The following is a 21,612-nucleotide window of genomic DNA, read 5'->3' as shown; positions in this document are numbered from 1 at the left end:
TGAGGCGAGTCCGCCGCGCAGAGCCCCTGAAACCGCGCGATCCCGCCCGCGTTTTTGAAGTTTGACACGAGCAAAAGAAGTATCCCACGGGAGTGAGACGGGGCAGGTATGAAAGCCGTCGTACTCGCGGGAGGTTACGCGACCAGACTCTGGCCGATCACCGAGGACCGACCGAAGATGTTCCTGCCGGTCGGCGACAACACCGTCATCGACGAGATATTCGAGGACTTGGAGGCGGACGACCGCGTCGACGAGGTGTTCGTCTCCACCAACGAACGCTTCGCCGAGACGTTCGACGAGTACATCGCCGACAGCCAGTTCGAGAAGCCGACGCTCTCGGTCGAGGAGACCGTCGAGGAAGACGAGAAGTTCGGCGTCGTGGGGGCGCTCGAGCAGCTCGTCGACCGCGAGGACGTCGACGACGACCTCGTCGTCGTCGCCGGCGACAACATGATCAGCTTCGACCTCGGCGACTTCACCGACTTCTTCGAGGCGAAGGGGACGCCGACGCTGGCGGCCTACGACGTCGAGGACCGCGAGCGCGCCGAGTCGTACGGGCTCGTCGAGCTCGACGGCGACGAGGTGGTGAACTTCCAGGAGAAGCCGGACGATCCGAAGAGCACGCTCGTCTCCATCGCCTGTTACGCGTTCCCCGCGGAGACGCTCCCGAAGCTCACGACCTACCTCGAAGACGACAACAACCCGGACGAGCCGGGCTGGTTCCTGCAGTGGCTCCAGGAGCGCGGGCCCGTCTACGCGTTCACGTTCGACGGCGCGTGGTTCGACATCGGCACCGCCGACAGCTACCTCGACGCGGTCGAGTACGCCTTGGAGGGCGGCGCGCTCGTCGCCGACGACGCGACCGTTGAGGGCGCCGAGCTCGGCGACGTGGTCCACGTCATGTCGGGCGCGACCGTCACCGACTCGACGCTCGACCGCTCCGTCGTCTTCCCCGACGCGACGATCACCGACTCCGAGATCGGTAACTCCGTGATCGACACGGGCGCCACCCTCGAAGGGGTCGACCTCTCCGGCGCGCTGATCGGATCGTACACCTCGATCACCGAGGGCGACGACTTCTAATCCACGTCGACTTTCAGCGGGCCCCGGTTTATAAGCGGAGACGGCGGGGACCCGTCACACGTCGCTCGCGGCGCCGAGCCGCGAAGTTTCGCGCTACCCGATCACCCATTCGTCCGCCGGTAGCTACTCGCCCGGCTGGCTCCCGGCCTGCCCGTGGGTGTGGTGATAACAGTCCAGCGCGGGGCCGTCGCCGTCGCTCGCGGGGTCGAAACACACCCGCTGATACCGCTCGTTGTCGAGGAGATTGACGACAAACCCGTCGGCGTGTCGGGACACCGACTCGTAGGGGTCGCCGCAGGCGGGACAGGTCGCGGGCTGGTCCTCCGGGACGTGCATGGTGGTCGCGCCGTGCGCGTGTGGCTATCACGGTTCGGACGAGTAAAACGGATCGGGAGTCGGGGGCGGTGCCCCGTCGCCGTTCGCGGTCACTCGGTCGCGCTACGACCCGTTCCCGCCGTCGCCGCCGCCCTCGACGCCGAGGGCGTCGAACAGCTTCCGCCGGACCGCCTCCTCGGTGAGGTGGAGGAGGGTGTCGCGGTTCTCGCCGCTCGACTCGATGCCGGTGAAGATGCCGAGCGGGATGGACAGCGAGCCCTGCGTGGAGTGGCCGGCCGCGTCGCCCATCTCCGAGAACGCCTCGTCGAGGACGTTTCCGATGTTGAGCCGGATGTCCTTCGAGCGCGCGGCGAGGTAGATGTTGTCGTCGGCGATCCCGAGGACGGCGGTCGTCGTGATCCCCTCCAAGTTCAGGAGGTGTTGGGCGGCCTGCGCGAGCGCCTCGCGGTCCCGGATGAAGCCGGCGGTCGAGAAGAGGTGGCTCCCCTGGACCTCGCGGTTCTGGATCGCCTCCGCGAGCACGTCCAGCGTCTCGGGGCTCATCGACGGGGACTCCACCTGTTCGAGCGTGTCGTGGTTCGCGAACGGGTGGAGGTAGGCGGCCGCCGTCAGGTCCGCGGGCGTCGTGTCCCGCTTGAAGTCGAGCGTCTCGGCGCGGATGCCGTAGAGGAGGGCGGTCGCGACCGCCTCGGTCGGTGACTGGTCGAACTCCTGGAGGTACTTCGTGAGGATCGTCGACGTCGAGGAGACGTTGGTCCGCACGTCGACGAACCGGGCGTCGAACGGGACGTCCGCCTCCAGGTGGTCGACGTAGATGTCGATATCGACGTCGAAGTCCAACCCGTCTTCCGCCGACTTCGCGAGGTCGACCGCGGCGATCGTCTCGTACTCGGAGAGGTCCGGGGCCTCCGACCGCGCCACGAGGTCGATGCCGAGGAGGTTGACGAACGCCCGGTTCTCTTGGTGGCCCACGTCGCCGGAGTAGAGGATGTCGGCCTCGACGCCGAACGCGTCCGCGATCGCCTGGAGGGCGGTCGCCGACGCGATCGAGTCCGGCTCGGGGTTGTCGTGGGTCAGGATGGCCATCCGGCCGTCGCCATCCTCGATTATCTCGGCGAGCTGGCGCGCCATGTACTCCAGCTCGCCCGTCTCGAGCGACTGGAGCGCGCTGTCGGCGATCACCGTCGAGGGGTTGATCACCACGTCGGCGCCGCGCTCGCGCAGCTCGTCCTCGCTGACGGGGTCGGAGGCGCGGGCGACGAGGTAGTGGTCGCCACCGGTGTCGCGGATTGCCGAGACGGCCGCCTTGTTGGCCTCGACGTCGCTCGAGAGGATCAACACGATGTCGCGGGCGTTGATCGCGTCGACGACGTCGGGCTCGACGATGTCCTGGACGCGGGCGTTGAGGTCCTGGTCGCGGAGTGCCTCGACGCGGCTCTCGTCGCGGTCGAGGATGAGAACGTCCTTGCCGCGACCCGTCAGCTCCTCCGCGACCGCGTGGCCGACGCTGCCGCAGCCGAGGATCGCGTATCGCGTCCGCGCCGAACCGGATGCGCCACTACTCATTGGCCGCAATTTTTCCCGGACGACACTTAACGAGTGCGCTCTCCGCAGAAGGCCGGCGAGGGAGCGGGCCGAGGGGCAAACGAGACGCCGTCGTCGAATGAAAAGGTCTTTTACCTCGACACGGGTAGAAATGAATGAGGGCCGGTAGCTCAGTTAGGGAGAGCGACGGACTCTTAATCCGTCGGTCGCGTGTTCAAATCGCGCCCGGCCCGTACTGCGAGACGGTGAGCGGCGCGAACCGTCGAGCGAACCGGCAGGCACGATTTGAACGCAGGGAGGTCGCGCGCAACGCAGTGAGCACGTCCGACCGTGTGTTCAAATCGCGCCCGGCCCGTACACTGAACCGCGGAGCGACAGCGATGCGGTGAGGGAACCGAACGCAAGCGATCTGAAGTAGAGAAGTCGCAGCGCGAGCGACGCGAGTGGTCGACTTCTCGTAGGTCACGGTCGCGTCCGACCCCCTTCTCCGCCGTGACCGCGTCCGAGAGCGACATCCCCGATCCCACACTTGACGGGACGGTGCCGCCGGCGCCGCGGATATCGACCGCTCCGTCCGACCGTCGGCAGTTCCGGGGACCCGGGGTCGGCGCGGGACCGTCCCCCGTGTCAGTATTCAACGCTGATAATTTGCGCTATACTGTTTTATAATTCTTCTCGGACGAGTCCGTATGGAGCCTCGGAGGGAGTCAGGTCACGCGGTAGTTCACGTTGGCTCCGACGCGGAGCGGGTCCGCGAAGCGGCCGCGGAGTCGACGGTCGTCTCCGGCCCCGACGGCGTCCTGTCCGTCGGTGACGGGGCGACCGACCTCTCCTCGCGGGACCTGCCCGACGTTCGGCTGGTCGTCTGTGAGGCGGGAGCGGGGCCCGGGGTCGGCCCCTTCGTCGAGGTCCGCGAGGCGTTCCCCGACGTCCCGTCGCTCGTGATCGTCCCCGACGACGACGCGGTCGACGACCTGCTCGCGGCCGGGGCGACCGACGTACTGGTCCCTCGAGAGGGCGTCGACGAGACGGCGCTGCTCGCCCGCCGGATGGACACGGTCGCGACCACGCCGGTCGACTCGTCGCTCGCGTCCGAGTCGACGGAGAGGCTGCTCGACGCCATCGACGACTCGTTTTACACGCTCGGCACCGACGGCACGCTCAGGCGGTGGAACGACCAGTTCTGCGAGCTCAGCGGCTACGACGACGACGAGCTGGAGGGGATGCACGCGCTGGACCTCTTCGCCGGCCCCGACAGGGACCGGATCGCGGACGCGATCGAGACCGTGATCGAGACCGGGAGCGCGGCCGTCGAGGCGGAGCTGGTCTCGAAGGGCGGCGCGAGGACGCCGATAGAGTTCACGGGGGCCGTCGTGACCGGCTCGGACGGGACGCCCCGGGGAATCGTCGGTATCGGGCGGGACGTGACCGAGCGGCGCGAACGCGAGGACCGGCTGTTGCGGCTCCGTCAGGCCGTCGAGACGATCGTCGACAGCGCGCCGCTGACGCTGTTCGAGGTCGAGCCCGACGGGACGGTGTCGACGGTTCGCGGCGGGACCCTGTCACAGCGGCTCCGAAGAGGGATCTCACGGGGGGACTCCGTCGCGGAGGCCTTCGCCGACCGGCCGCGGATGCGACGGAACGTCGAGGCCGCCCTCGAGGGCGAGTCGAGCCACGGGATCGTCGAACTCCCCGACTCGACGCTCGAAACGTGGCTCCAGCCGCTGTTAGACGAAACGGGTACGGTCGGTCGCGTGATCGGCCTGGCCCTCGACGTGACGGAGCGGGAAGAGCGGGCGAGCATGCTCGATCAGATCCAGGCGAACGCCGGCGAGGTCATCTGGATGTCGACCCCCGGCAAGGAGTCGATGGACTTCATCAGCGACTCCTACGAGGACGTGTGGGGGGTCCCGCCGGAGAGCTTGGACGAGGACGCCATGTCGTTCGTCGAGGCGATTCACCCCGACGACCGCGACAGGGTCGAGGCGGCGCTGGCCGAGCAGCGCGAGGATCCGGACGCGTACGAGGAGACGTACCGCGTGGTCCACCCGGACGGCGAGGTCCGGTGGGTCCACGACCAGTCGTCCGGCGTCTACGAGGACGGCGAGCTGACGCGTATCGTCGGCATCGCGACCGATATCACGGTTCGGAAGCGGCGCGAGCGGGAGCTCCGGCTGAGGAACAGAGCCATCGAGGCCGCGCCGGTCGGGATCGCGATACACGAGACGACGGGCGAGGACGCCCCCATAACGTATGTGAACGACAGGTTCGAAGCGATCACGGGCTACGACCGCGATTCGGTCGCCGGCGAGGGGGTCTCGGTGCTCGGCGGGCCCGACACGGACGGGGATCGCATGCGAGAGCTGGAGTCGGCGCTCGGGGCGGGCGAGGATCGCTCGCGGACCGCGGTGCTTCACCGGGCGGACGGCACGCCCTACTGGGGCCGAATCGACGTCGGGCCAGTGGTCGATGCGAACGGCGACGCGACACACGCCGTCGGTTTCGTTCAAGATGTCACGGAGTCGAAAGAACACGAGCAGGAGATCGAGCGCCACCTGGCCGAGTTCGGCGAGGTGTTCGCCGAGGACCTCAAGGTCCCGCTACAGGAGGCGAGCGAGCGCTTGGACGCCGCGGCCGAGACGGGGTCGGAGGCGGAACTCCGGCGGGCGGAGCGGTCGATCGAGACCGTCGTCTCGCTCGTCGACGACCTCGCGACCGTCCACTCGTTTTCGGTCGAGCCGAGACGCCTCTCGGAGTCGATGCGCAAATCGACGTCGCTGCCCACCGAACAGAATGAGTGAGATGACCGGACGGGGAGTCGGCGTCAGCGCTCGACTCCGGACCGGTGGGTGAGTCCCGTGGAGTTCCCCGCGTCGGCGGTCGTGGTCTGCGAATCGAACAGGACGAGGGCGGATCTCTACGAGCTCTGGCTGGACGACCGCGAGGTCCGGCAGACGCTGACGAGGTCGCAGTTCGCCGACGCGTTCGACGCCGGCGTCGCGGTCCTCGTGCTCGACCTCTCGTTCGGTGAGGGCGGTGCCGAACCGGTCTCCGAACGGGTCGAATCGACGGCCCCTCACTGTCGGGTGCTCGGGATCCGAGGACGGTCACGCGCGGAGCCTGACCCGTCGTGCGACCGCGAACTCGAACGGCCGGTGTTCGAGCCGGACCTCGCCGAGTGCGTCGAGACGCTGTTCCACCGCGCGAACTACCACCTGCTGCTCGACCTGTACTACCGGACCACGGTCGCGATCGCGACGCGCGAGTGGCGCACCGACGGCGACCCCGAGAACGACGAGCGATACGGTCGGCTCCGGGACCGAGCGGAGCGGTTACAGGACCCGTTGAACCGGCTCCGAGAGCGGATGACCGACGAGGACGTCCACGCCGTTCTCCGCGGGTTCACGGTCGAAGACGTCCCCGACGGCGAGAGCGACGCGTCGATCGAAGCCAAGTACCGACCCGACGAGTGCTCGCGGTGCGGCCTGGACTGGAACGAGCCGATAGACGGCCGGGATCCGGTGGCACAGCTTGGGGCGTACGTGTGGCGGTGCGTCAACTGCGGTCACGTCGACATGCGGGCGGATCCGAGCCACCAGTCGATCACCTCGTACAAATAATGGGTCAGTACCCGACGCCGACCTACCGGGTCGGATCGGAGGCCGGCGACCGCGCTCGCGGCTTCCCCGACGCCACCTTTTATGAGTGGCCTCGCCGACGAGCCACGTATGCCACCTCTCGACGACGCGACGGCACTGGTGACGGGCGCGAGCTCCGGAATCGGCGAGGCGACCGCGCACGCGCTGGCGTCCCGCGGCGCGAACGTCGCGCTGCTGGCCCGGCGACGCGAAGCGCTGGAGTCGCTGGCGGACGACCTGGAGGCCGAGTACGACGCGAGCGCGCTGGTCGTCGACGGCGACGTCCGCGACCGGGCGACGAGCGAGGCGGCGGTCGAGGCGGTCGTCAACCGGTTCGGCGGGCTCGACGTCGTCGTCTCCAACGCGGGGATCGGCCGCGGCAGCGACGTGGCGACGATGACTGACGAGGAGTACTTCGCGATGCAGGAGACGAACGTCGACGGGACCTTCTTCCTCACGCGGGAGGCGCTCCCATATTTAAAAGAGAGCGAGGGGACGCTCGTCGTGGTCGGGAGCTTCGCGGGGGAGTACCCGCGCTCGTTCAATCCGGTGTACGCCGCGACGAAGTGGTGGGTGCGCGGCTTCGCGCACAGCGTCGCGGCCCAGGTTGGCGACGAGGGCGTCGCCGTCTCGGTGGTGAACCCCTCCGAGGTGCGCACGGAGTTCGGCAGCGAGGACGGCGAGCCGTTCGAGGAGCGGTTCGAGCCCGGGACGGCGACCGAGCCCGAGGAGGTCGCCGAGGCGATCGCGTTCGCGGCCACGCGCCGGGGGTCGTCGGCGCAGGAGATCGACCTCTTCCGCCGGGACAAGTTCGGCGACACGCTGTCGTGAGGGAGCCAGCGAGGGCCGGCGGCGACGCCTCGGAACTCACTCCTCGCCCCCGTCGACCGGGGCGCCGCAGTCGGGACAGACGTCGTCCGTCCGCGTGACGGCGAGGTCGCACTCGGGGCAGAACCGGCGGTCGCAGGCGGGGTCGCCCATACCGGGTGGACGCTCGGGCGAGTTTATAAATGCGGCGACGGTTCCGCGACGTCGCCGACTCGCAGCCCCCTCCGCGGCCTACCGCTTCCGCAGCGCGGCGCGGTAGTGGTACTCGTTCCCCTCGTCGCCGCGGACGACGTCCGCGACCTCCCAGTCGGTCCCGACGGCGGCCTCGCGGAGTCGGCCGGGGCTGAACAGTCGGAGCTGGAGGACCGGGTTCGTCTCCCCCTCGTACTCGAAGAACATGACGCGGTGCGCGAGCCCCGGCGTCGGGTCGTCCCGGTAGCCGACGAGCTCGGCCGTCGCCGGGTGCGTCGGGTCGTAACAGTCGACGACGGCGGTCGCGTCCGGCGTCGTCACGTGCGCGAGGTCGCCGAGGAACTCGGTGAGCCCTCGCATCGACCCCGCGAGCCCGACCTGGGTGCCGTTCGCGAGTGCCGAGCCGAACCGGTCGCGCGGGAACGTCTCCCGCAACCCGAACATGTCGCCCTCGCGGGCGTCGTCGACGCCGCGGTCCCGCATCGTCTCGACCAGGGCGGGGCTCGGCTCGATCGCCACCGTCTCGAACCGCTCCTGGAAGTACAGGGCGTGTCGCCCGGTGCCGGCGCCGAGGTCGACGAGCGGCCCCCGCAGCCACGACGCCAGCCACTCGTGGGCCGCGTCCTCGCTCGGGTCGAAGTCGGCGAAGTAGAACGCCTCGATCGGGTGTTCGACCGTCTCGCCGCCGTCCCGGTGCAGGAGGGGCTCGTCCCGCTCGCCGCGGAAGTGATCGCGGATCGCACGGCCGAAAGCGTCGGACATACCGAAAGGCCCGTCGCCGACCGTGAAAAATCCGCGTGAGGGGCGGTACCGCGTTCCGGACCCGGGGGATCGGGCGCGGGACCGTCCGGTCGGTGACCGACCGCTCAGAAGCCCGGTGACCGACCGCTCAGAAGCCCGGTGACCGACCGCTCAGAAGCGACTCAGGCCTCGTATCCTTGCTCAGCCAGTGCGTTCTCCAGCGCGGCCAGCAGGTACTCGACGTTCTTCCGGCTGGCGGAGCGACCCATGCAGCCGATCCGCCAGATGTCGCCTTCGAGGTCGCCCAGGCCGGAGGCGACCTCCAGGTCGTACGCCTCGAGGAGGCGGTCGATGACGGCGCCGTCGTCGACGCCGTCAGGGACGCGCACGGCGTTCAGGCTCGGGAGCCAGCACTCCTCGGCGGCGTTCATTTCGAGGTCCAAGTCCCGGAGGCCGGCCTTCAGCTCGCCGGCGACCGCGCGGTGGCGGTCCCACCGCTCCTCGATCCCCTCCTCGGCGACGAGCCGGAGGGCCTCGCGGAGCGCGTACACGTTCGTGATCGGGGCGGTGTGGTGGTACGCGCGGTCGTCTCCCCAGTACCCCTCGAGGAGCGAGAGGTCGAGGTACCACGAGCGGGCGGGCTCCTCGCGGGAGAGCACCTTGTCCATCGCGCGGTCGTTGAGCGTCAGGGGGCTCGCGCCGGGCGGGCACGAGAGGCACTTCTGCGGGGCGGAGTAGGCGGCGTCGACGTCCCACTCGTCGACGCGCATCTCGACACCGCCCAGCGAGGTGACGCAGTCGGCGATCACGTACGCGTCGTGCTCGTGGGCGATGTCGGTCAGGGCGGGCACGTCGGGCTGGCGGACGCCCGTCGACGTCTCGGCGTGGACGAAACCGAACACGTCCGGCTGGTGTTCGTCGAACGCGCGCTCGACCTCGACCGGGTCGAGGGGCTCGCCCCACGGCGCGTCGACCTCGACGACGTCGCCGCCGGCGCGCTCGGCCATCGACCGCATCCGCCCGCCGAAGTAGCCGTTCGTCGGGACGAGCATCGTGTCGCCCGGCTCCACGAGGTTGCCGATCGCGGCCTCCATCGACGCCGAGCCGGTGCCGGACACCGGGATGGTCCACTTGTTGTCCGTCCGAAACGTGTACCGGAGCAGCTCCTGGACCTCGTCCATGATCTGGACGAACGACGCGTCGAGGTGGCCGACGAGCGGCGTGCTCATCGCCCTGAGCACTCGCGGGTGGACGTCGCTCGGCCCGGGCCCCATCAGCGTGCGGTCGGGCGGTGTCAACTCCCCGACATCGGGCGGACGTTCGTCGAGTGTCGGTGGATGGTTCGACATACGCGACAAATAACTCGGGTATAATAAAAACGCGACGGAACGCGCAACTGACGCCTCCGAGTCGCTTCGCGCTCGGGTCGGCCAAATCAGGATCCACGTTACCTATAAGCGCAGTCACCGTACGGACAACCATGTCTGACCTGTCCCCCGGCCCGGGGTCGGGCGAGGACTTCCGGACCATCCTCGACCGGATGGCCGACGGGTTCCTCGCGTTCGACACCGACTGGCGGATCACGTACGCGAACGAGCGGGCCACCGAGGTCGTCCGGTCCGCGGTGGCCGACGACGCGCTCGACGACGGTGAGCCGGTCAAGGGAGTCCACCTGTGGGAGGCGGTCCCGGATGCCGTCGGCACGGAGTTCTACGACAGGTACCACGAGGCGATGGAGAGCCAGGAGCCGGTCTCGTTCGACTCTTACGGAAAATTCGAGGCGAAAGCCTCGCCCTTCAGGGCGGGGATGAAGCCGACCAATAGTATTCAACCGCCGTCGATGGTATAGACGGGGTTCCAACGCAATCTTTAATCCGTCCGACCGTGATAGTATGCATAGATGGTAAAGAGTACTCGTCACGCGAAATACGAACTCTACTACCACATAGTGTTCGTGCCGAAATATCGGCGTTCGCACCTGACGGGGAAGACGAAGGAACGTCTCGAAACCATCTTCGCGGAAATCTGTGAGGACAAGGGCCTCGAACTGGCCGAATCCGAGGTCATGCCCGACCACGTACACCTGTTCATCGGGAGTCCACCGAAGAACGCCCCGTCACTTATCGTCAACTGGGTCAAGGGTATCTCCGCCCGCAAGTACAACCAACGCTACGACGACCGCGTGAAGTGGACTCGTTCGTACTACGTCGGTACGGCGGGTAGTGCCTCAAAGGGCGCTGTCGAACAGTACATCGCTGAACAGGAAGGTGGCGACGAATGAAGCGCGTCAACACCTTCGAGGTGGTTCCACAGACGGAGAACGACAAAGAGTGTCTTCTACGGCTACTCGACGCCTCTGCCTCCCTGTGGAACGAACTGACCTACGAACGTCGTCAGAACTACTTCGGTGACGGCGACGTATGGGACACCTCTGAGTACCGTGGACAGTACAACGATGTCGTCGGAAGCGCGACTGTCCAACAGGTCACGCGCAAGAACAGCGAAGCGTGGCGGTCGTTCTTTGCCCTCAAGGAGAAAGGCGAGTACGCCAACCCACCGTCGTACTGGGGCAACGAGGAAGACGGACGCGAACTCCGCACCTACATCCGATGCAACCAGTACACGATTGAGTGGGGCAAACGTAGCCGTCTCGAAATCTCTGTCGGACAAGAACTGAAAGACGAATACGGACTCGGCTACCACGAACGACTCCGCCTCGAAGTCCGAGGCAACCCGAAGTGGAATGGCAAACAGGGTCGTCTGGAACTTGAGTACGACGAGGTTAGCAACACGTTCAGGGCTTTTCAACCAGTCACCGTACCTGATTCTCGGCTGGATTCACCACTGGCTTCTCACGAAGCCGCCCTCGACGTTGGTGCAAACAATCTCGTCGCCTGTTCCACGACTACTGGGAACCAGTACCTCTACGATGGACGCGAGTTGTTCGGACGGTTCCGCGAGACGACTGACGAGATCGCCCGCCTACAGTCAAAACTCCGTGAGGGGCGCTACTCCTCGAATCGGATTCGACGGCTGTACCGACAGCGGACGAAGCGCCGTGACCACGCACAGAACGCGCTGGTACGTGACCTCGTTGAACGGCTGTACGACGAGGCCGTGGCGACGGTGTACGTGGGCGACTTGACCGACGTGCTGGAAACGCACTGGTCGGTCAGGGTGAACGAGAAGACGCACAACTTCTGGGCGTTCAAGAAGTTCATCCACCGTCTCGCGTGTGTCTGTGAGGAGTACGGTATCTCTCTCGAAGCCGAGTCGGAAGCGTGGACGAGTCAGACATGTCCCGAGTGTGGCGACCACGAGGAGACGGTTCGCCACGAGACTACGCTGACGTGTCCATGTGGCTTCGAGGGGCACGCCGACCTCACGGCGTCAGAGACGTTCCTTCGGGAAAACAGCGATAGCGAAATCAGGCCGATGGCACGGCCCGTGCGATTCGAGTGGGACGACCACGACTGGTCGGGGAAACCACACCCTCACGAAAGTCTCAAAGAAGTGCGCACAAACCCGCAAGTTGCCTCCGTGGGTCGGTAGCCGAACCCCCAACGGAGGAATCCTCGCGCTTTAGCGCGGGGAGGATGTCAATACGAACCGCTAGAGACGTGGTTCGACGTACGGGCGTTCCCGTCAGCGAGCGGGCTTTCCGTGTACCTGCGCGACATCACGGGACAGCGAGAGCTGGAACAGCGCCGACAGGAGAGCCTCCACGCTATCCAACAGCTGTACGCGGTGTCGTCAGACCAGGGGCGATCGTTCGAGGAGAAGGTCGAGGCGATACTGGAACTGAGCTGCGAGTATCTCTCGATGCCGAACGGGTTGCTCACCCGAATCGAGGCGGGAACGCAGTACGTCGAGATATCGCACGCTGACCACCCGGAGCTCCAAGCGGGACAGAGCTGTCCGCTGGAGCAAGCGTACTGCAAACGAACTGTCGATCTCGACAGCCTGCTAACCATTGTGAACGCGGCCGACGAGGGATGGGACGACGACCCCGCCCACGAGCAGTCAGGTATCGAGTCGTACGTCGGCGGGCGGATCGAAGTGGCCGGCGAGCGGTACGGAACGCTCTGTTTTGCCGACGTCGACCCCAGAGCCGACGGGTTCACCGACACTCAACGGACGTTCGTGGAGCTGCTGACCCGTTGGGTGAGCTACGAGCTGGAGCGGCAGCGGGCGCAGTCGCAGCTCCAACGTGAGCGCGACCGGCTCGACCGGTTCGCGAGCGTGGTGAGCCACGACCTCCGGAACCCCCTCAACACCGCGATGGGTCGAGTCGACCTCCTCGCCGCCGACTGCGACAGCGAACACGTCCCGCCGATCGAGCGGTCGCTCGACCGTATCGAGGCGCTCATCGAAGACCTCCTCGTGATGGCCCGGGAGGGCCTCCCCGTCGACGAGTTGGAGGTCGTCGATCTCGACGACGTCGCCTCTGACGCGTGGTCGACCGCCGAGACCGGCGAGAGCGGGCTGCGGGCGACGAGCGGCGGACTCCGGATCATGGCCGATCGGACGCGACTACGGCAGCTACTGGAGAACCTCTTCAGGAACAGCGCGGAACACGGCTCCGCCAGCAGCGGGAGCCCGGACGGTGAGGGGATCGACGGCGACGGCGTCGCCGTTACCGTCGGGGCGTTGACCGATCGGAGCGGATTCTACGTGGCCGACGACGGCCCGGGCGTCCCGACCGCGGACCGGGAGCAAGTGTTCGAAATGGGATACACCACTACGAGCGGAGGGACCGGGTTCGGCCTGAGCATCGTCGAGGAGATCGCCGGCGCGCACGGGTGGGAGGTCTCGCTCGTCGAGTCCGCCGACGGCGGCGCACGCTTCGAGTTCGCGGGCGTCGAACCGGCCTGAAAGGCCGATCTAACGGGGCGACGAAGGAGGCGATGACCCGACGGGACGGGTCTGGTCGCCCCGTCGTCAGGCGTTCCGCGGCTCAGGTTAATCGGCGTCGACGAAGTCCGGCTCCGTCCGCTTCTCGTCGCGCTCGGCGACGAGGTGGTCGACGAAGGCGTCGAGGTCGACGTCGCCGCGCTGGTTCTCGAAGCGGTCGCGCACAGAGACGGTGCCCGCCTCCTGCTCGTCGTCGCCGACGATCACCATGTACGGGAGCCGGTCGTCGTGGCCGGCCCGGATCTTGCGGCCGACCGTCCAGTCGCGGTCCTCAACCTCGACGCGGAGGCCGACGTCCTCAAGCGCGTTTTTCACGCGGTGGGCGTAGCCGAGCGTCTCGTCGGAGACCGGGAGGATGCGGACCTGCTCGGGCGCGAGCCACAGCGGGAAGTCCCCGTCGAAGTGCTCGATGAGCACCATGAAGAAGCGCTCGTAGCTCCCGTACAGCGCGCGGTGGATCATCACCGGCTCGTGGTCCTCGTTGTCTTCGCCCGTGTAAGTGAGATCGAACCGCTCGGGCATGTTGAAGTCGAGCTGGACGGTGGGGCCGTCCCAGACCCGGCCGAGGGCGTCTTCGAAGCCGAAGTCGATCTTCGGGCCGTAGAAGGCGCCGTCGCCGGGCTCGACGTCGTAGTCGTAGCCGCCCGACTCGAGCACGTCGCGGAGCTGCTCCTCGGCGGATTCCCAGATCTCGTCGCCGCCCACGGACTTGTCGGGACGAGTCGCTAGGGCGACTTCGACGTCCAAATCGAGCGTCTCGACGACCTCGAAGATCATCTCGATGACCGACTCGATCTCCTGTCGGATCTGGTCGGGCCGGACGAACAGGTGCCCGTCGTCGATGGTGAACGACCAGACGCGCGAGAGCCCGGAGAGCTCGCCGCGCTGCTCCTTCCGATACACCTTCCCGTTCTCGAAGTAGCGCTGCGGGAGGTCGCGGTACGACCACGACTGCTGGTCGAAGATGGTCGCGTGGCCCGGGCAGTTCATCGGCTTGAGCCCGTACTCCTCGTCGTTGACGTCGAGGAGGAACATGTCGTCCTTGTAGTTCTCGTAGTGGCCGGACTTCTTCCACAGCTCGGTCCGGAACACGTGCGGCGTCTCGACCTCCTCGTAGCCGTTCTCGCGGTTGAGCTCGTTCGCGAAGTCCGAGAGCTCGCGGAGCACGGTCTTGCCCGGCGGATGGTACAGCGGGAGGCCCGGCCCAGTCACCGTCGGGATCGAAAAGAGGTTCATCTCCTGGCCGATCTTCCGGTGGTCGCGCTCCAGCGCCTCCTCGCGCAGTTCGAGGTGTTCCTCGAGGTCGGACTCGGAGGCGAACGCCGTGCCGTAGACGCGGGTGAGCGTGTCGTTGTCCTCGTCGCCGCGCCAGTAGGCCGCGGAGACCTCGAGGAGGGCCGCCGCGCCGACCTCGCCGGTCGACTCGACGTGGGGGCCTCGACAGAGGTCCCGCCAGTCGTCTTGGGCGTAGAAGGTGACCTCCTCGTCGTCGGCCTCCTCGTCGAGGATCTGCCGCTTGTACTCGTTGTCGGCGTAGATCTCTTTGGCCTCCTCGCTGGAACGGACCTCGCGCTCGATGTCGTAGTCCGCCTCGATGATCGCCTCCATCTCGTCTTCGATGGCGTCGAGGTCGTCCTCGTCGAGGTCGACGTCGGTCACGTCGTAGTAGAAGCCGTCGTCGGTCGGGGGGCCGATGGTGAGGGTGGCCGCCGGATGAAGCCGCTGGAGGGCCTGCGCGAACACGTGGGCCGCGGAGTGGCGCAACACCGTCAGGTACTCGTCGGACTGGTCGGTGACGATCTCGATCCGCGCGCCGTCGTGGACCGCAGCGTGCTTCTCGACGAGTTCGCCGTCGATCTTCCCTGCCACGGTGTCGCGACCGAGCCCGGGGCCGATCTCGAAGGCGACGTCCTCGACTGTCGCCCCCGGCGGAACGTCCAGCTCTGATCCGTCCGGAAGGACGACCGTCACGTCGGCCTGCGCATCGGTCTCGCTCATACCTCTTCGGAACCGGACGAGGGGCATAAGTTTGTTCGATCCCCGGTCCGGACCGCGCCTGCCCGCCGACGCGGTCGGTCCCGATCCGGGCGGTTCCCTCCCGGGTCGCGGCAACGTCCGCCGTCGCCGACGACAGGAGGACGCGGATGCGGCCATGGAAACACGCAAAAGGGGCGGCAACGATTGCGGGAACATGACGAGTCATCGGGAGCCCCTGTCGTCAGTGTTGGAGACGATCGGGGAAACGCCGCTCGTCCGAGTCCACGACTCGCCGGACGCGGTGCCGGTGTACGCGAAACTGGAGTCGTTCAACCCCGGCGCGAGCGTCAAGGACCGCATCGGGAAGCACATGCTCGAACGCATGCTCGAGCGCGGCGACGTCGGCGAGGGCGGCACCGTCGTGGAGCCGACCGCCGGCAACACCGGGATCGGGCTGGCGGTCGCGGCCAAGCAGCTCGGGCTGGACGCCGTCTTCGTCGTCCCTGAGCGGTTCTCGGTGGAGAAACAACAGCTCATGCGCGCGCTCGGCGCGGAGGTGGTCAACACCCCCAGCGAGGACGGGATGGGGTTCGCCATCGACCGCGCGCGCGAGATCGCCGACGAGCTCGACGACGCGGTCGTCCCCCAGCAGTTCTCGAACCCGCTCAACGCCGAGGCGCACTACGAAACCACCGCCCCCGAGATCGACGGGGCGCTGGACGGGGAGGTCGGCGCCGTGGTCGCCGGCTGCGGCACCGGCGGGACGCTGATGGGCGTGGCCCGCTACTTCCGCGAGCGCGACCCCGACACCCGCGTCGTCGCGGTCGAGCCCGCCGGCTCCGCGTACCGCGAGTTCCTCGGCGAGGAGGTCGAGCACGAGGCGTACAAGACGGAGGGAATCGGGACCCACGACATCGAGCGCAACGAGCTGTTCGACCCCGACCTCGTCGACGACATTCTCGCCGTCCCCGACCGCGAGGTCCACGAGGAGATGGGTCGGCTCGCGAGCGAGGAGGGCCATCTCGTCGCCTCTTCCGCGGCCGCGAACGCGATCGCCGCCAAGCGGGTCGCCCGCGAGATCCGCGACGGCGACGCGGACGCCCCCCACGACACCGTCGCCACCATCTTCTGCGACTCCGCCGAACGCTATCTCTCGAAGGGCGTGTACCGCTCGTTCGAGGAGTGGGAGGGCTAAGCGGAACGCCCGCGGTGACGACGCCCACCTAATCGCGGAGGCGACCGTGTTCGACCTTCATGCATTTGTTCTGGACCACCTCGATCCCGTCGGCCTCCGCGGCCGCGGCCGCCTCGTCGTGGCTGATCCCGAGCTGGAGCCACGCCGCGCCGGCGTCGCTGCGCTCCGCGTGCCGCTCGCGAACCTCCTCAAGGATCTCCGGGACCTCCTCGCTCGGACGGAACACGTTCACCAGGTCGATTTCAGCGTCGACGTCCGCGAGGGCGTCGAACGCGGGTTCGCCGAGGACCTCGTCGGCGAACGGGTTCACCGGGACGATCCGGTAGCCGTGTCGCTGGAGATACGCCGGCACGTCGTGGGCAGCCTTTCCGGCCGTCGTCGAGCAGCCGACGACGGCGATCGTCTCGGCGCCGAGCAGTCGGTCGAGTCCCTGGTCGTCGGTAACGGGCATGCTCGTGTGTACGCCGTCGCGTGGATTAAAACGCCCGCCGGCCTCACGCCAGCCGGATCTCGGGCTCGTCGTCCTCGGAGAGCGTGATGACGCCGTCGAAGAGCTGTTTGATCGTGTTCATCGCCTGGTCGTCGTGGGAGGTCGAGTCGATGCTGAACAGCCCCAGCCCGTTCACGCTCTGGATGCGCCCGGTGAACACGTGGAGGAACCGGAACACCGTCTGGAGGTCCGAGTACATCAGCAGCGTCGACAGCGAGTGGACCATCACGCGGTTCTCCTCGATGCCGCGGTCCCCGAACGCCTGCAGGAACTCCGAGAGCTTGATCCCGATCCCCGTCATGTCCACCGGCGAGGAGGCGTACTTGATCCGGTCAGACTCGCGGGCGTCGCTGACGCCCTGCTGGCGCGTGACGCAGTCGACGACGGCGACCGGTTTCCCGTCGTACGGGGTCCGCTTCTCGTAGTCCTTTAGCACGCGGTCGGCGCCGTCCTTCGTGGTGACGACGATCGCGCCGTTGCCGCGGTCGGTCCCTTCGGCCAACACGTCCATCATCATGGATCGCTTGCCCGTCAGCGGCGGACCGGTGAGGAGGATGTTCGTTCCAGGGTCGATCTCCTCGTCGAAGTGTGGCCTCAGGTCATACATAGGCGTACCTCAGAGACGACAGGGAGAACTCGGGCCGCTCGTTCGGCCGCCAGGCCGTACGACCAAGACACATCTACTACGAAACACATGCTCGCTCCCGATAATATTCTTTTTGATCGCTGGCTGGCACCGATTCGACGACCGTCGACGGTGTCCGGCGAGCGCTTCCGAACCGCGGGACTTAAAACGTATAGCGGGGTATCATGCGGTACGGGCGCTTAGCTCAGTCTGGATAGAGTGCTTGGCTTCGGACCAAGCTGTCGCGGGTTCAAATCCTGCAGCGCCCATCAGGATTTCTGACGGGGCAAATTGGCATGACGGCAGCCGGGTGTATATAATCCAACCCCCCAGTGACGAGTTTGAGTTCGTCATGTAGCGTGACGGGGGTCGCCGCCTTCGTGCGGTTCATGAAATACACGTGACCGAGTCGGGGTAACGTACCGGTTGCTCTGGCAGGAGGGTTTTTGTCCAGCGGTGCAAACGTCGATCTTGAATGAAAGCATCGACGGCGAAAGAGGAACTGCTCGGTAAGGGGCTACAGATCGACCACGAGCAGTTCAAGCAACTCTGTAAAATGGTGATAGAGCGTGCAAAGCCGACTCGTGAACTCGAATTAACGCCGTTCCGTGGCGACGGTGGAATCGATATTCACGCCGTCATCGATAGAGAATTGTTTCACGCACGGCTCGGCGTACAAGCGAAACAATATGCTACTGGAAACACCGTCGGCGCCCGCACCCTCCGCGGATTTAAAGATGTACTCTCAGAGCAGCAGTATCATTCCTCCATTTCGAGAAGGCCAATCTACTATAATGTCTAAACGACATGATCAAAACCACGGTATAGAAGGCGTGAGACGTGTTCGATGACGTGCTGTTGTCTCAGGAACAATACCACTGATTCAATTGTAACGGGTTCTCTCTGGGTAGGATAGGCTATTGTTCTACAAGATTTATGAGTTCTCTGACGAACGTCTTGCCGGTCTGGTATCGTTGGCGTGGGTTCTCGTGTAATGCCTGCATTATACACTGACTCACACGAATCGGGATATCCGTGATCGCATTGGGAGGAGTAATAGAAGCTTCTGAGAGTGAGCCCGCAGTTGGGGAGCAGGCGTAGTAGGGGGGGCTGCCCGTGAGAAAATAGTACGCGATTGCGCCGAGCCGGTAGACGGGAGTCGTCGGCTGCACCGTTCCGCCGTTGAGCAGTTCTGGCGGAGTAAACCGCGTCGGATCGCTATCCCCAACCGCTCTGGAAACACGGTCACGCAGCCCTAATCCGGTCAGTTTCACCTCAAGAGCCGTGTCGTTCGAACTCATCTTTGCTCCGGATGAACTGTCTTTAGTGACGCAGACACGACGCGGGGTTAGTCCCGTACTATGGATTCCTTCTCGCTGTGCGACAGTAGCGATATCACCCAACTGCAAGAGAACGCTCATCTGCTCTACAACGGAGAGATCATCCACGACTGTCGACAAGCGCGGGTAGTCAGCGTCGTAGATTATCCACGTTCCCGGATCCGCGTCGCTCTCAAACACCTTCACGACGTTGTCGTGTGTGGCCAGCGCGAGCCAATCAGACACTACTGTGGCGAACGTGTTCACTGCTTGCTGTTCGTCCGCGTACTCCGGGCTCAAAATCAAGGCACGGGCCGTCGTGTCGTCCCACGGCACCGCATACACGTGAGCGACGCCGTCAGTATCAATCTCTCGAAGCTCCGTCAGGTCCGGAACGGTTGCCACGAACGAGCTGTGGACTCCTGTTACATCCCGTGTCTGTTCGTCATCGTCTCCTCCGTCATCCTCGGTGATCGCCACGTCTCCGGACGTTGCTGGCTGGTTGGTGTCGGTGTCGGAGGACTCAGCCGGCGTCTCGGCGGACTTCGGTATCTGTTCTCTGTTGAACCGTACGCCGTAGTCGGCAATCTCGTTCCGCACGAATCGGTGTTTGTGCGCGACTCGCTTATCACCGGATGTTGAGTAGCACACCACTCGCTTGAAATTGTACTCCTCCAGCATCTGTTTGCTCGTTGAGAGCGCCTCTGAATCAGAACTGTTCACCGAGAGCACAATGCCGTCCGGCTCCGCTTTCACCGTCCAGCTACTGAGCAGCTCACTGAACCGCACGGACAACGTCTCAAACTCTTGATTCCAGTACATCCCACCAACGTTGTTCTGACTTTCCCACCGGAGTAGAAAGGGGTGCTGTCGTTCCTCCATTCGTTCTTGCCCAACTCGCATGGCGTCGGTCCGTTTTGCGTGTGTGCTGAACCGAGTGACACCTTGTTCCGGTTGCTCGCCCAAGTCATAATACTCGCGAACAGCCCAGACACCGTCTCGCTTGATGAGTTCCAGAGGGGGTCGACGGGGGACTAGATTGGCGACCGCACAGCGGGTGCCATTCGAATCCATATATTCATAATTAAAATCAGATTGATATTATATGTTCCGCTCAAATTTGCACCTGCAGATAATGCTCTTCGTTCAGGCAGTGAAACAGCGCAACTTTCATAATAACCTTCGATCCGGCATGGACGCTGTTAAGCGCGGTTTTTGGATATCATTCCACTGTTGGGAGTGTCGCACCCGATATCGATCTGAGTCAACCGAAGGGGGCACTAATCGTCGTGTTCTGATTTTAATCTCACAGGCATAGACGCCCCCGTACCGTATCTGATCTGTGATGGTTCGGTGAACGCTACAAGCAGTCAGCGTCGGATTGCGTCCTATTCGGTCGCGAGTTCGTCGTGGATCTCCTCGTGTTCGTCGAGGTCCTGCCGTCCGAGGAACCGAATGAGATACTGCCGCGCCTCCTCGGGAGACATCTCATCGGGGATCTCGGGATGGTCACCTTCGGCAGTCATTCTTAGCTCTCCCCATGGGGGTCATGGTCAGAACCGTTCGGTTCGTTAGATGGGTTTTCATGTGTCTCTTCGTACTCTCGTGGCCCAGAGAACTGGGCTGTGCCGTCGATACGCGACAGCCAGAGATGGATCGTCACTTCGTATTCTGGCGCAAGCGGCTCCGCATTCGCTCTTAGATGCGTAATCACGTCCTCGTCATCGACATTCGCCTCGTCGGTTGCGAGTGCCTTCAGAGTCTCTTTTATTGTCCGGTCGTAGTCGAACTGGAGGCCGTTCAGAGCGTAGAATATCTCGGGGTCAAGCCCCGAGGCACTCGGCCTGTTTCGCCTGTAGATTCCGGTTGTTCTCGTACAGATCAGCTACTGCAACTCTTCGGCGAGGGCAGCGACCGCTTCGTCGACAATCTCGCTTTTTACCTGTCCCTGCCAGAAGTCGATATCCTCGTGGTCGATCGATTGGACGCCCCATGGGACGATTCGACTCTCGTCGGGCGTCCCACCACGCAGCCATTTCTCTTCTGGAATATCGATGAGGCCGTCCATCTAGGATTTCGTCGTCAACGTCAGCGCGATATACTGCTCGCCGTGGAATGATCGGTCGTCGTGATTCGAGAGAGTGAGCCACGGTCGGGCATCTTCCTCGCCTTTGAACGGGTCATCACCGTAGACGACGTCGCCCCGCTCAAAAATCGGGGTCGCTTTCTCGTCAGTCACTGCTCGTTCTCCACGCTCGGGTGTGGCTCACTGGGTGCATGTTCGCGCCACGACTCCGTGTCTTCGTCACCGAGTTGCTCGTTGAACAGATCGGTCGCCCGTTCGTAGCCGCTATACCCGTCGAGTCGCTCGGCGTCGTCAGTCACGGCCCAGTACGTTGCCTTGTGTTCGACCAAGTTACGGTCCTTTAACCGTGAGAGCGCAGTGCTCACTGCCCCCTCGTCAGCGCCGATCTGAGAAGCGATTTCGCGAGCCTTGAACGCCCGATGCTCGTTGGCGGCGAGAAACCCGAGGACCTGATCAGGGACCGAAAGATCCGCGAGCTCGTCCTCGTCCGTGTTCTCGAATGTGTCTCGGTCGATGGACATCGTTGAAAGGAGGAACGTCATCCGCTGTGAAGAGTGTTAGAAACGAAAGCTCCGAAATTGCTGAAGGTGAATCACTGTCCATCGCGAAGGAGTTCGAGAAGCGTATGCATTGAGGCCACCAA

Annotated in this window: 20 protein-coding genes, 2 tRNA genes and 1 pseudogene; 12 read left to right on the top strand and 11 right to left on the bottom strand. The window is 65.1% G+C overall.

Translation table 11 applies throughout. The features are described 5' to 3' along the window. Positions 1 to 108: 108 nt before the first annotated feature. On the top strand, positions 109 to 1,083 hold the full coding sequence (locus N5096_RS06835) for a nucleotidyltransferase family protein (protein WP_267663568.1): 975 nt from the start codon (positions 109 to 111) through the stop codon (positions 1,081 to 1,083). 123 nt (positions 1,084 to 1,206) lie between these two features. Here N5096_RS06835 and N5096_RS06830 read toward each other — a convergent pair whose 3' ends face one another. Next, positions 1,207 to 1,419: a DUF8145 family protein gene (locus N5096_RS06830; protein ID WP_267663567.1), complete on the bottom strand. Its 213-nt coding sequence runs from the start codon at positions 1,417 to 1,419 to the stop codon at positions 1,207 to 1,209. A gap of 102 nt (positions 1,420 to 1,521) precedes the next feature. After that, positions 1,522 to 2,985, bottom strand: a complete 1,464-nt coding sequence (locus tag N5096_RS06825) for a DHH family phosphoesterase (RefSeq protein ID WP_267663566.1) — start codon at positions 2,983 to 2,985, stop codon at positions 1,522 to 1,524. A 138-nt stretch (positions 2,986 to 3,123) separates the two neighbouring features. Between N5096_RS06825 and N5096_RS06820 the strand changes: the two genes are divergently transcribed. The 4 genes from N5096_RS06820 to N5096_RS06805 all read left to right on the top strand — a co-directional run bounded on the left by N5096_RS06820 (position 3,124) and on the right by N5096_RS06805 (position 7,433). Beyond that, positions 3,124 to 3,197: transfer RNA gene (locus N5096_RS06820), tRNA-Lys, on the top strand. 456 nt (positions 3,198 to 3,653) lie between these two features. Then, entirely contained in the window at positions 3,654 to 5,765 is a 2,112-nt protein-coding gene (locus N5096_RS06815) for a PAS domain S-box protein (protein WP_267663565.1), read from the top strand. Between the two features lie 57 nt (positions 5,766 to 5,822). Next, positions 5,823 to 6,584 (top strand): response regulator receiver protein, encoded by a 762-nt coding sequence (locus tag N5096_RS16335; RefSeq protein ID WP_267663564.1) that lies wholly within the window; start codon positions 5,823 to 5,825, stop codon positions 6,582 to 6,584. 108 nt (positions 6,585 to 6,692) lie between these two features. After that, a complete protein-coding gene (locus N5096_RS06805; RefSeq protein WP_267663563.1) occupies positions 6,693 to 7,433 on the top strand; it encodes an SDR family oxidoreductase in 741 nt (246 codons plus the stop codon). Positions 7,434 to 7,661: 228 nt separating this feature from the next. Here the strand turns inward: N5096_RS06805 and N5096_RS06800 are convergent, their stop codons facing one another. Both N5096_RS06800 and N5096_RS06795 read right to left on the bottom strand, forming a co-directional pair. Continuing rightward, positions 7,662 to 8,384, bottom strand: coding sequence for a class I SAM-dependent methyltransferase (locus N5096_RS06800; protein ID WP_267663562.1), 723 nt, complete (start codon positions 8,382 to 8,384; stop codon positions 7,662 to 7,664). A gap of 161 nt (positions 8,385 to 8,545) precedes the next feature. Further along, positions 8,546 to 9,712, bottom strand: coding sequence for a pyridoxal-phosphate-dependent aminotransferase family protein (locus tag N5096_RS06795; protein ID WP_267663561.1), 1,167 nt, complete (start codon positions 9,710 to 9,712; stop codon positions 8,546 to 8,548). Between the two features lie 131 nt (positions 9,713 to 9,843). Here N5096_RS06795 and N5096_RS06790 point away from each other — a divergent pair, with 131 nt between their 5' ends. The 4 genes from N5096_RS06790 to N5096_RS06775 all read left to right on the top strand — a co-directional run bounded on the left by N5096_RS06790 (position 9,844) and on the right by N5096_RS06775 (position 13,238). Next, positions 9,844 to 10,212, top strand: a complete 369-nt coding sequence (locus N5096_RS06790) for a PAS domain-containing protein (RefSeq protein ID WP_267663560.1) — start codon at positions 9,844 to 9,846, stop codon at positions 10,210 to 10,212. 51 nt (positions 10,213 to 10,263) lie between these two features. After that, complete coding sequence (tnpA, locus tag N5096_RS06785; protein ID WP_058826911.1) at positions 10,264 to 10,644, top strand: IS200/IS605-like element ISHla16 family transposase; 381 nt, start codon at positions 10,264 to 10,266, stop codon at positions 10,642 to 10,644. Next, positions 10,641 to 11,915 (top strand): RNA-guided endonuclease InsQ/TnpB family protein, encoded by a 1,275-nt coding sequence (locus N5096_RS06780; protein ID WP_267663559.1) that lies wholly within the window; start codon positions 10,641 to 10,643, stop codon positions 11,913 to 11,915. Before tnpA ends, N5096_RS06780 begins: the two co-directional genes overlap by 4 nt. 111 nt (positions 11,916 to 12,026) lie before the next feature. Beyond that, on the top strand, positions 12,027 to 13,238 hold the full coding sequence (locus N5096_RS06775; RefSeq protein WP_267663558.1) for a sensor histidine kinase: 1,212 nt from the start codon (positions 12,027 to 12,029) through the stop codon (positions 13,236 to 13,238). 87 nt (positions 13,239 to 13,325) lie between these two features. Here N5096_RS06775 and thrS read toward each other — a convergent pair whose 3' ends face one another. Beyond that, on the bottom strand, positions 13,326 to 15,302 hold the full coding sequence (thrS, locus tag N5096_RS06770) for a threonine--tRNA ligase (RefSeq protein WP_267663557.1): 1,977 nt from the start codon (positions 15,300 to 15,302) through the stop codon (positions 13,326 to 13,328). 166 nt (positions 15,303 to 15,468) lie between these two features. Here thrS and N5096_RS06765 point away from each other — a divergent pair, with 166 nt between their 5' ends. Next, entirely contained in the window at positions 15,469 to 16,449 is a 981-nt protein-coding gene (locus N5096_RS06765; RefSeq protein ID WP_267663555.1) for a PLP-dependent cysteine synthase family protein, read from the top strand. A 28-nt stretch (positions 16,450 to 16,477) separates the two neighbouring features. Here the strand turns inward: N5096_RS06765 and N5096_RS06760 are convergent, their stop codons facing one another. Further along, entirely contained in the window at positions 16,478 to 16,900 is a 423-nt protein-coding gene (locus N5096_RS06760; protein WP_267663554.1) for a CoA-binding protein, read from the bottom strand. Between the two features lie 43 nt (positions 16,901 to 16,943). Then, positions 16,944 to 17,546 carry an RAD55 family ATPase gene (locus N5096_RS06755; protein ID WP_267663553.1) on the bottom strand — a complete coding sequence of 201 codons (603 nt, stop codon included), beginning with the start codon at positions 17,544 to 17,546 and terminating at the stop codon, positions 16,944 to 16,946. A gap of 212 nt (positions 17,547 to 17,758) precedes the next feature. Here N5096_RS06755 and N5096_RS06750 point away from each other — a divergent pair. Both N5096_RS06750 and N5096_RS06745 read left to right on the top strand, forming a co-directional pair. Continuing rightward, positions 17,759 to 17,833: transfer RNA gene (locus N5096_RS06750), tRNA-Arg, on the top strand. A 206-nt stretch (positions 17,834 to 18,039) separates the two neighbouring features. Next, a complete protein-coding gene (locus tag N5096_RS06745; protein WP_267663551.1) occupies positions 18,040 to 18,366 on the top strand; it encodes a restriction endonuclease in 327 nt (108 codons plus the stop codon). A 115-nt stretch (positions 18,367 to 18,481) separates the two neighbouring features. Here the strand turns inward: N5096_RS06745 and N5096_RS06740 are convergent, their stop codons facing one another. The 4 genes and pseudogenes from N5096_RS06740 to N5096_RS06720 all read right to left on the bottom strand — a co-directional run bounded on the left by N5096_RS06740 (position 18,482) and on the right by N5096_RS06720 (position 21,490). Beyond that, positions 18,482 to 19,765, bottom strand: coding sequence for a protein kinase family protein (locus N5096_RS06740; RefSeq protein WP_267663550.1), 1,284 nt, complete (start codon positions 19,763 to 19,765; stop codon positions 18,482 to 18,484). A gap of 506 nt (positions 19,766 to 20,271) precedes the next feature. Further along, entirely contained in the window at positions 20,272 to 20,409 is a 138-nt protein-coding gene (locus N5096_RS06735) for a hypothetical protein (protein WP_267663548.1), read from the bottom strand. Between the two features lie 359 nt (positions 20,410 to 20,768). Next, positions 20,769 to 21,122, bottom strand: a pseudogene (locus tag N5096_RS16245) (type II toxin-antitoxin system PemK/MazF family toxin). Beyond that, positions 21,119 to 21,490, bottom strand: coding sequence for a MarR family transcriptional regulator (locus N5096_RS06720; protein ID WP_267663545.1), 372 nt, complete (start codon positions 21,488 to 21,490; stop codon positions 21,119 to 21,121). The pseudogene N5096_RS16245 and the gene N5096_RS06720 overlap by 4 nt, the downstream one beginning before the upstream one ends. Positions 21,491 to 21,612: the final 122 nt, after the last annotated feature.

The organism is Halorubrum yunnanense (assembly GCF_026586675.1).
Lineage (GTDB): Archaea > Halobacteriota > Halobacteria > Halobacteriales > Haloferacaceae > Halorubrum > Halorubrum yunnanense.
Note: the sequence above shows the minus strand (reverse complement) of the source record. Positions and strands in the feature narration are given on the sequence as shown.

Coding starts and splice junctions, on each gene's coding strand:
- N5096_RS06825 (WP_267663566.1), bottom strand. CDS start 2,985: ATGAGTAGTGGCGCATCCGGTTCGGCGCGGACGCGATACGCGATCCTC.
- tnpA (WP_058826911.1), top strand. CDS start 10,264: ATGGTAAAGAGTACTCGTCACGCGAAATACGAACTCTACTACCACATA.
- N5096_RS06720 (WP_267663545.1), bottom strand. CDS start 21,490: ATGTCCATCGACCGAGACACATTCGAGAACACGGACGAGGACGAGCTC.
- N5096_RS06745 (WP_267663551.1), top strand. CDS start 18,040: ATGAAAGCATCGACGGCGAAAGAGGAACTGCTCGGTAAGGGGCTACAG.
- N5096_RS06755 (WP_267663553.1), bottom strand. CDS start 17,546: ATGTATGACCTGAGGCCACACTTCGACGAGGAGATCGACCCTGGAACG.
- N5096_RS06735 (WP_267663548.1), bottom strand. CDS start 20,409: ATGACTGCCGAAGGTGACCATCCCGAGATCCCCGATGAGATGTCTCCC.
- N5096_RS06835 (WP_267663568.1), top strand. CDS start 109: ATGAAAGCCGTCGTACTCGCGGGAGGTTACGCGACCAGACTCTGGCCG.
- N5096_RS06800 (WP_267663562.1), bottom strand. CDS start 8,384: ATGTCCGACGCTTTCGGCCGTGCGATCCGCGATCACTTCCGCGGCGAG.
- N5096_RS06760 (WP_267663554.1), bottom strand. CDS start 16,900: ATGCCCGTTACCGACGACCAGGGACTCGACCGACTGCTCGGCGCCGAG.
- N5096_RS06815 (WP_267663565.1), top strand. CDS start 3,654: ATGGAGCCTCGGAGGGAGTCAGGTCACGCGGTAGTTCACGTTGGCTCC.
- N5096_RS06780 (WP_267663559.1), top strand. CDS start 10,641: ATGAAGCGCGTCAACACCTTCGAGGTGGTTCCACAGACGGAGAACGAC.
- N5096_RS06790 (WP_267663560.1), top strand. CDS start 9,844: ATGTCTGACCTGTCCCCCGGCCCGGGGTCGGGCGAGGACTTCCGGACC.
- N5096_RS06805 (WP_267663563.1), top strand. CDS start 6,693: ATGCCACCTCTCGACGACGCGACGGCACTGGTGACGGGCGCGAGCTCC.
- N5096_RS06795 (WP_267663561.1), bottom strand. CDS start 9,712: ATGTCGAACCATCCACCGACACTCGACGAACGTCCGCCCGATGTCGGG.
- N5096_RS06830 (WP_267663567.1), bottom strand. CDS start 1,419: ATGCACGTCCCGGAGGACCAGCCCGCGACCTGTCCCGCCTGCGGCGAC.
- N5096_RS06740 (WP_267663550.1), bottom strand. CDS start 19,765: ATGGAGGAACGACAGCACCCCTTTCTACTCCGGTGGGAAAGTCAGAAC.
- thrS (WP_267663557.1), bottom strand. CDS start 15,302: ATGCCCCTCGTCCGGTTCCGAAGAGGTATGAGCGAGACCGATGCGCAG.
- N5096_RS06765 (WP_267663555.1), top strand. CDS start 15,469: ATGACGAGTCATCGGGAGCCCCTGTCGTCAGTGTTGGAGACGATCGGG.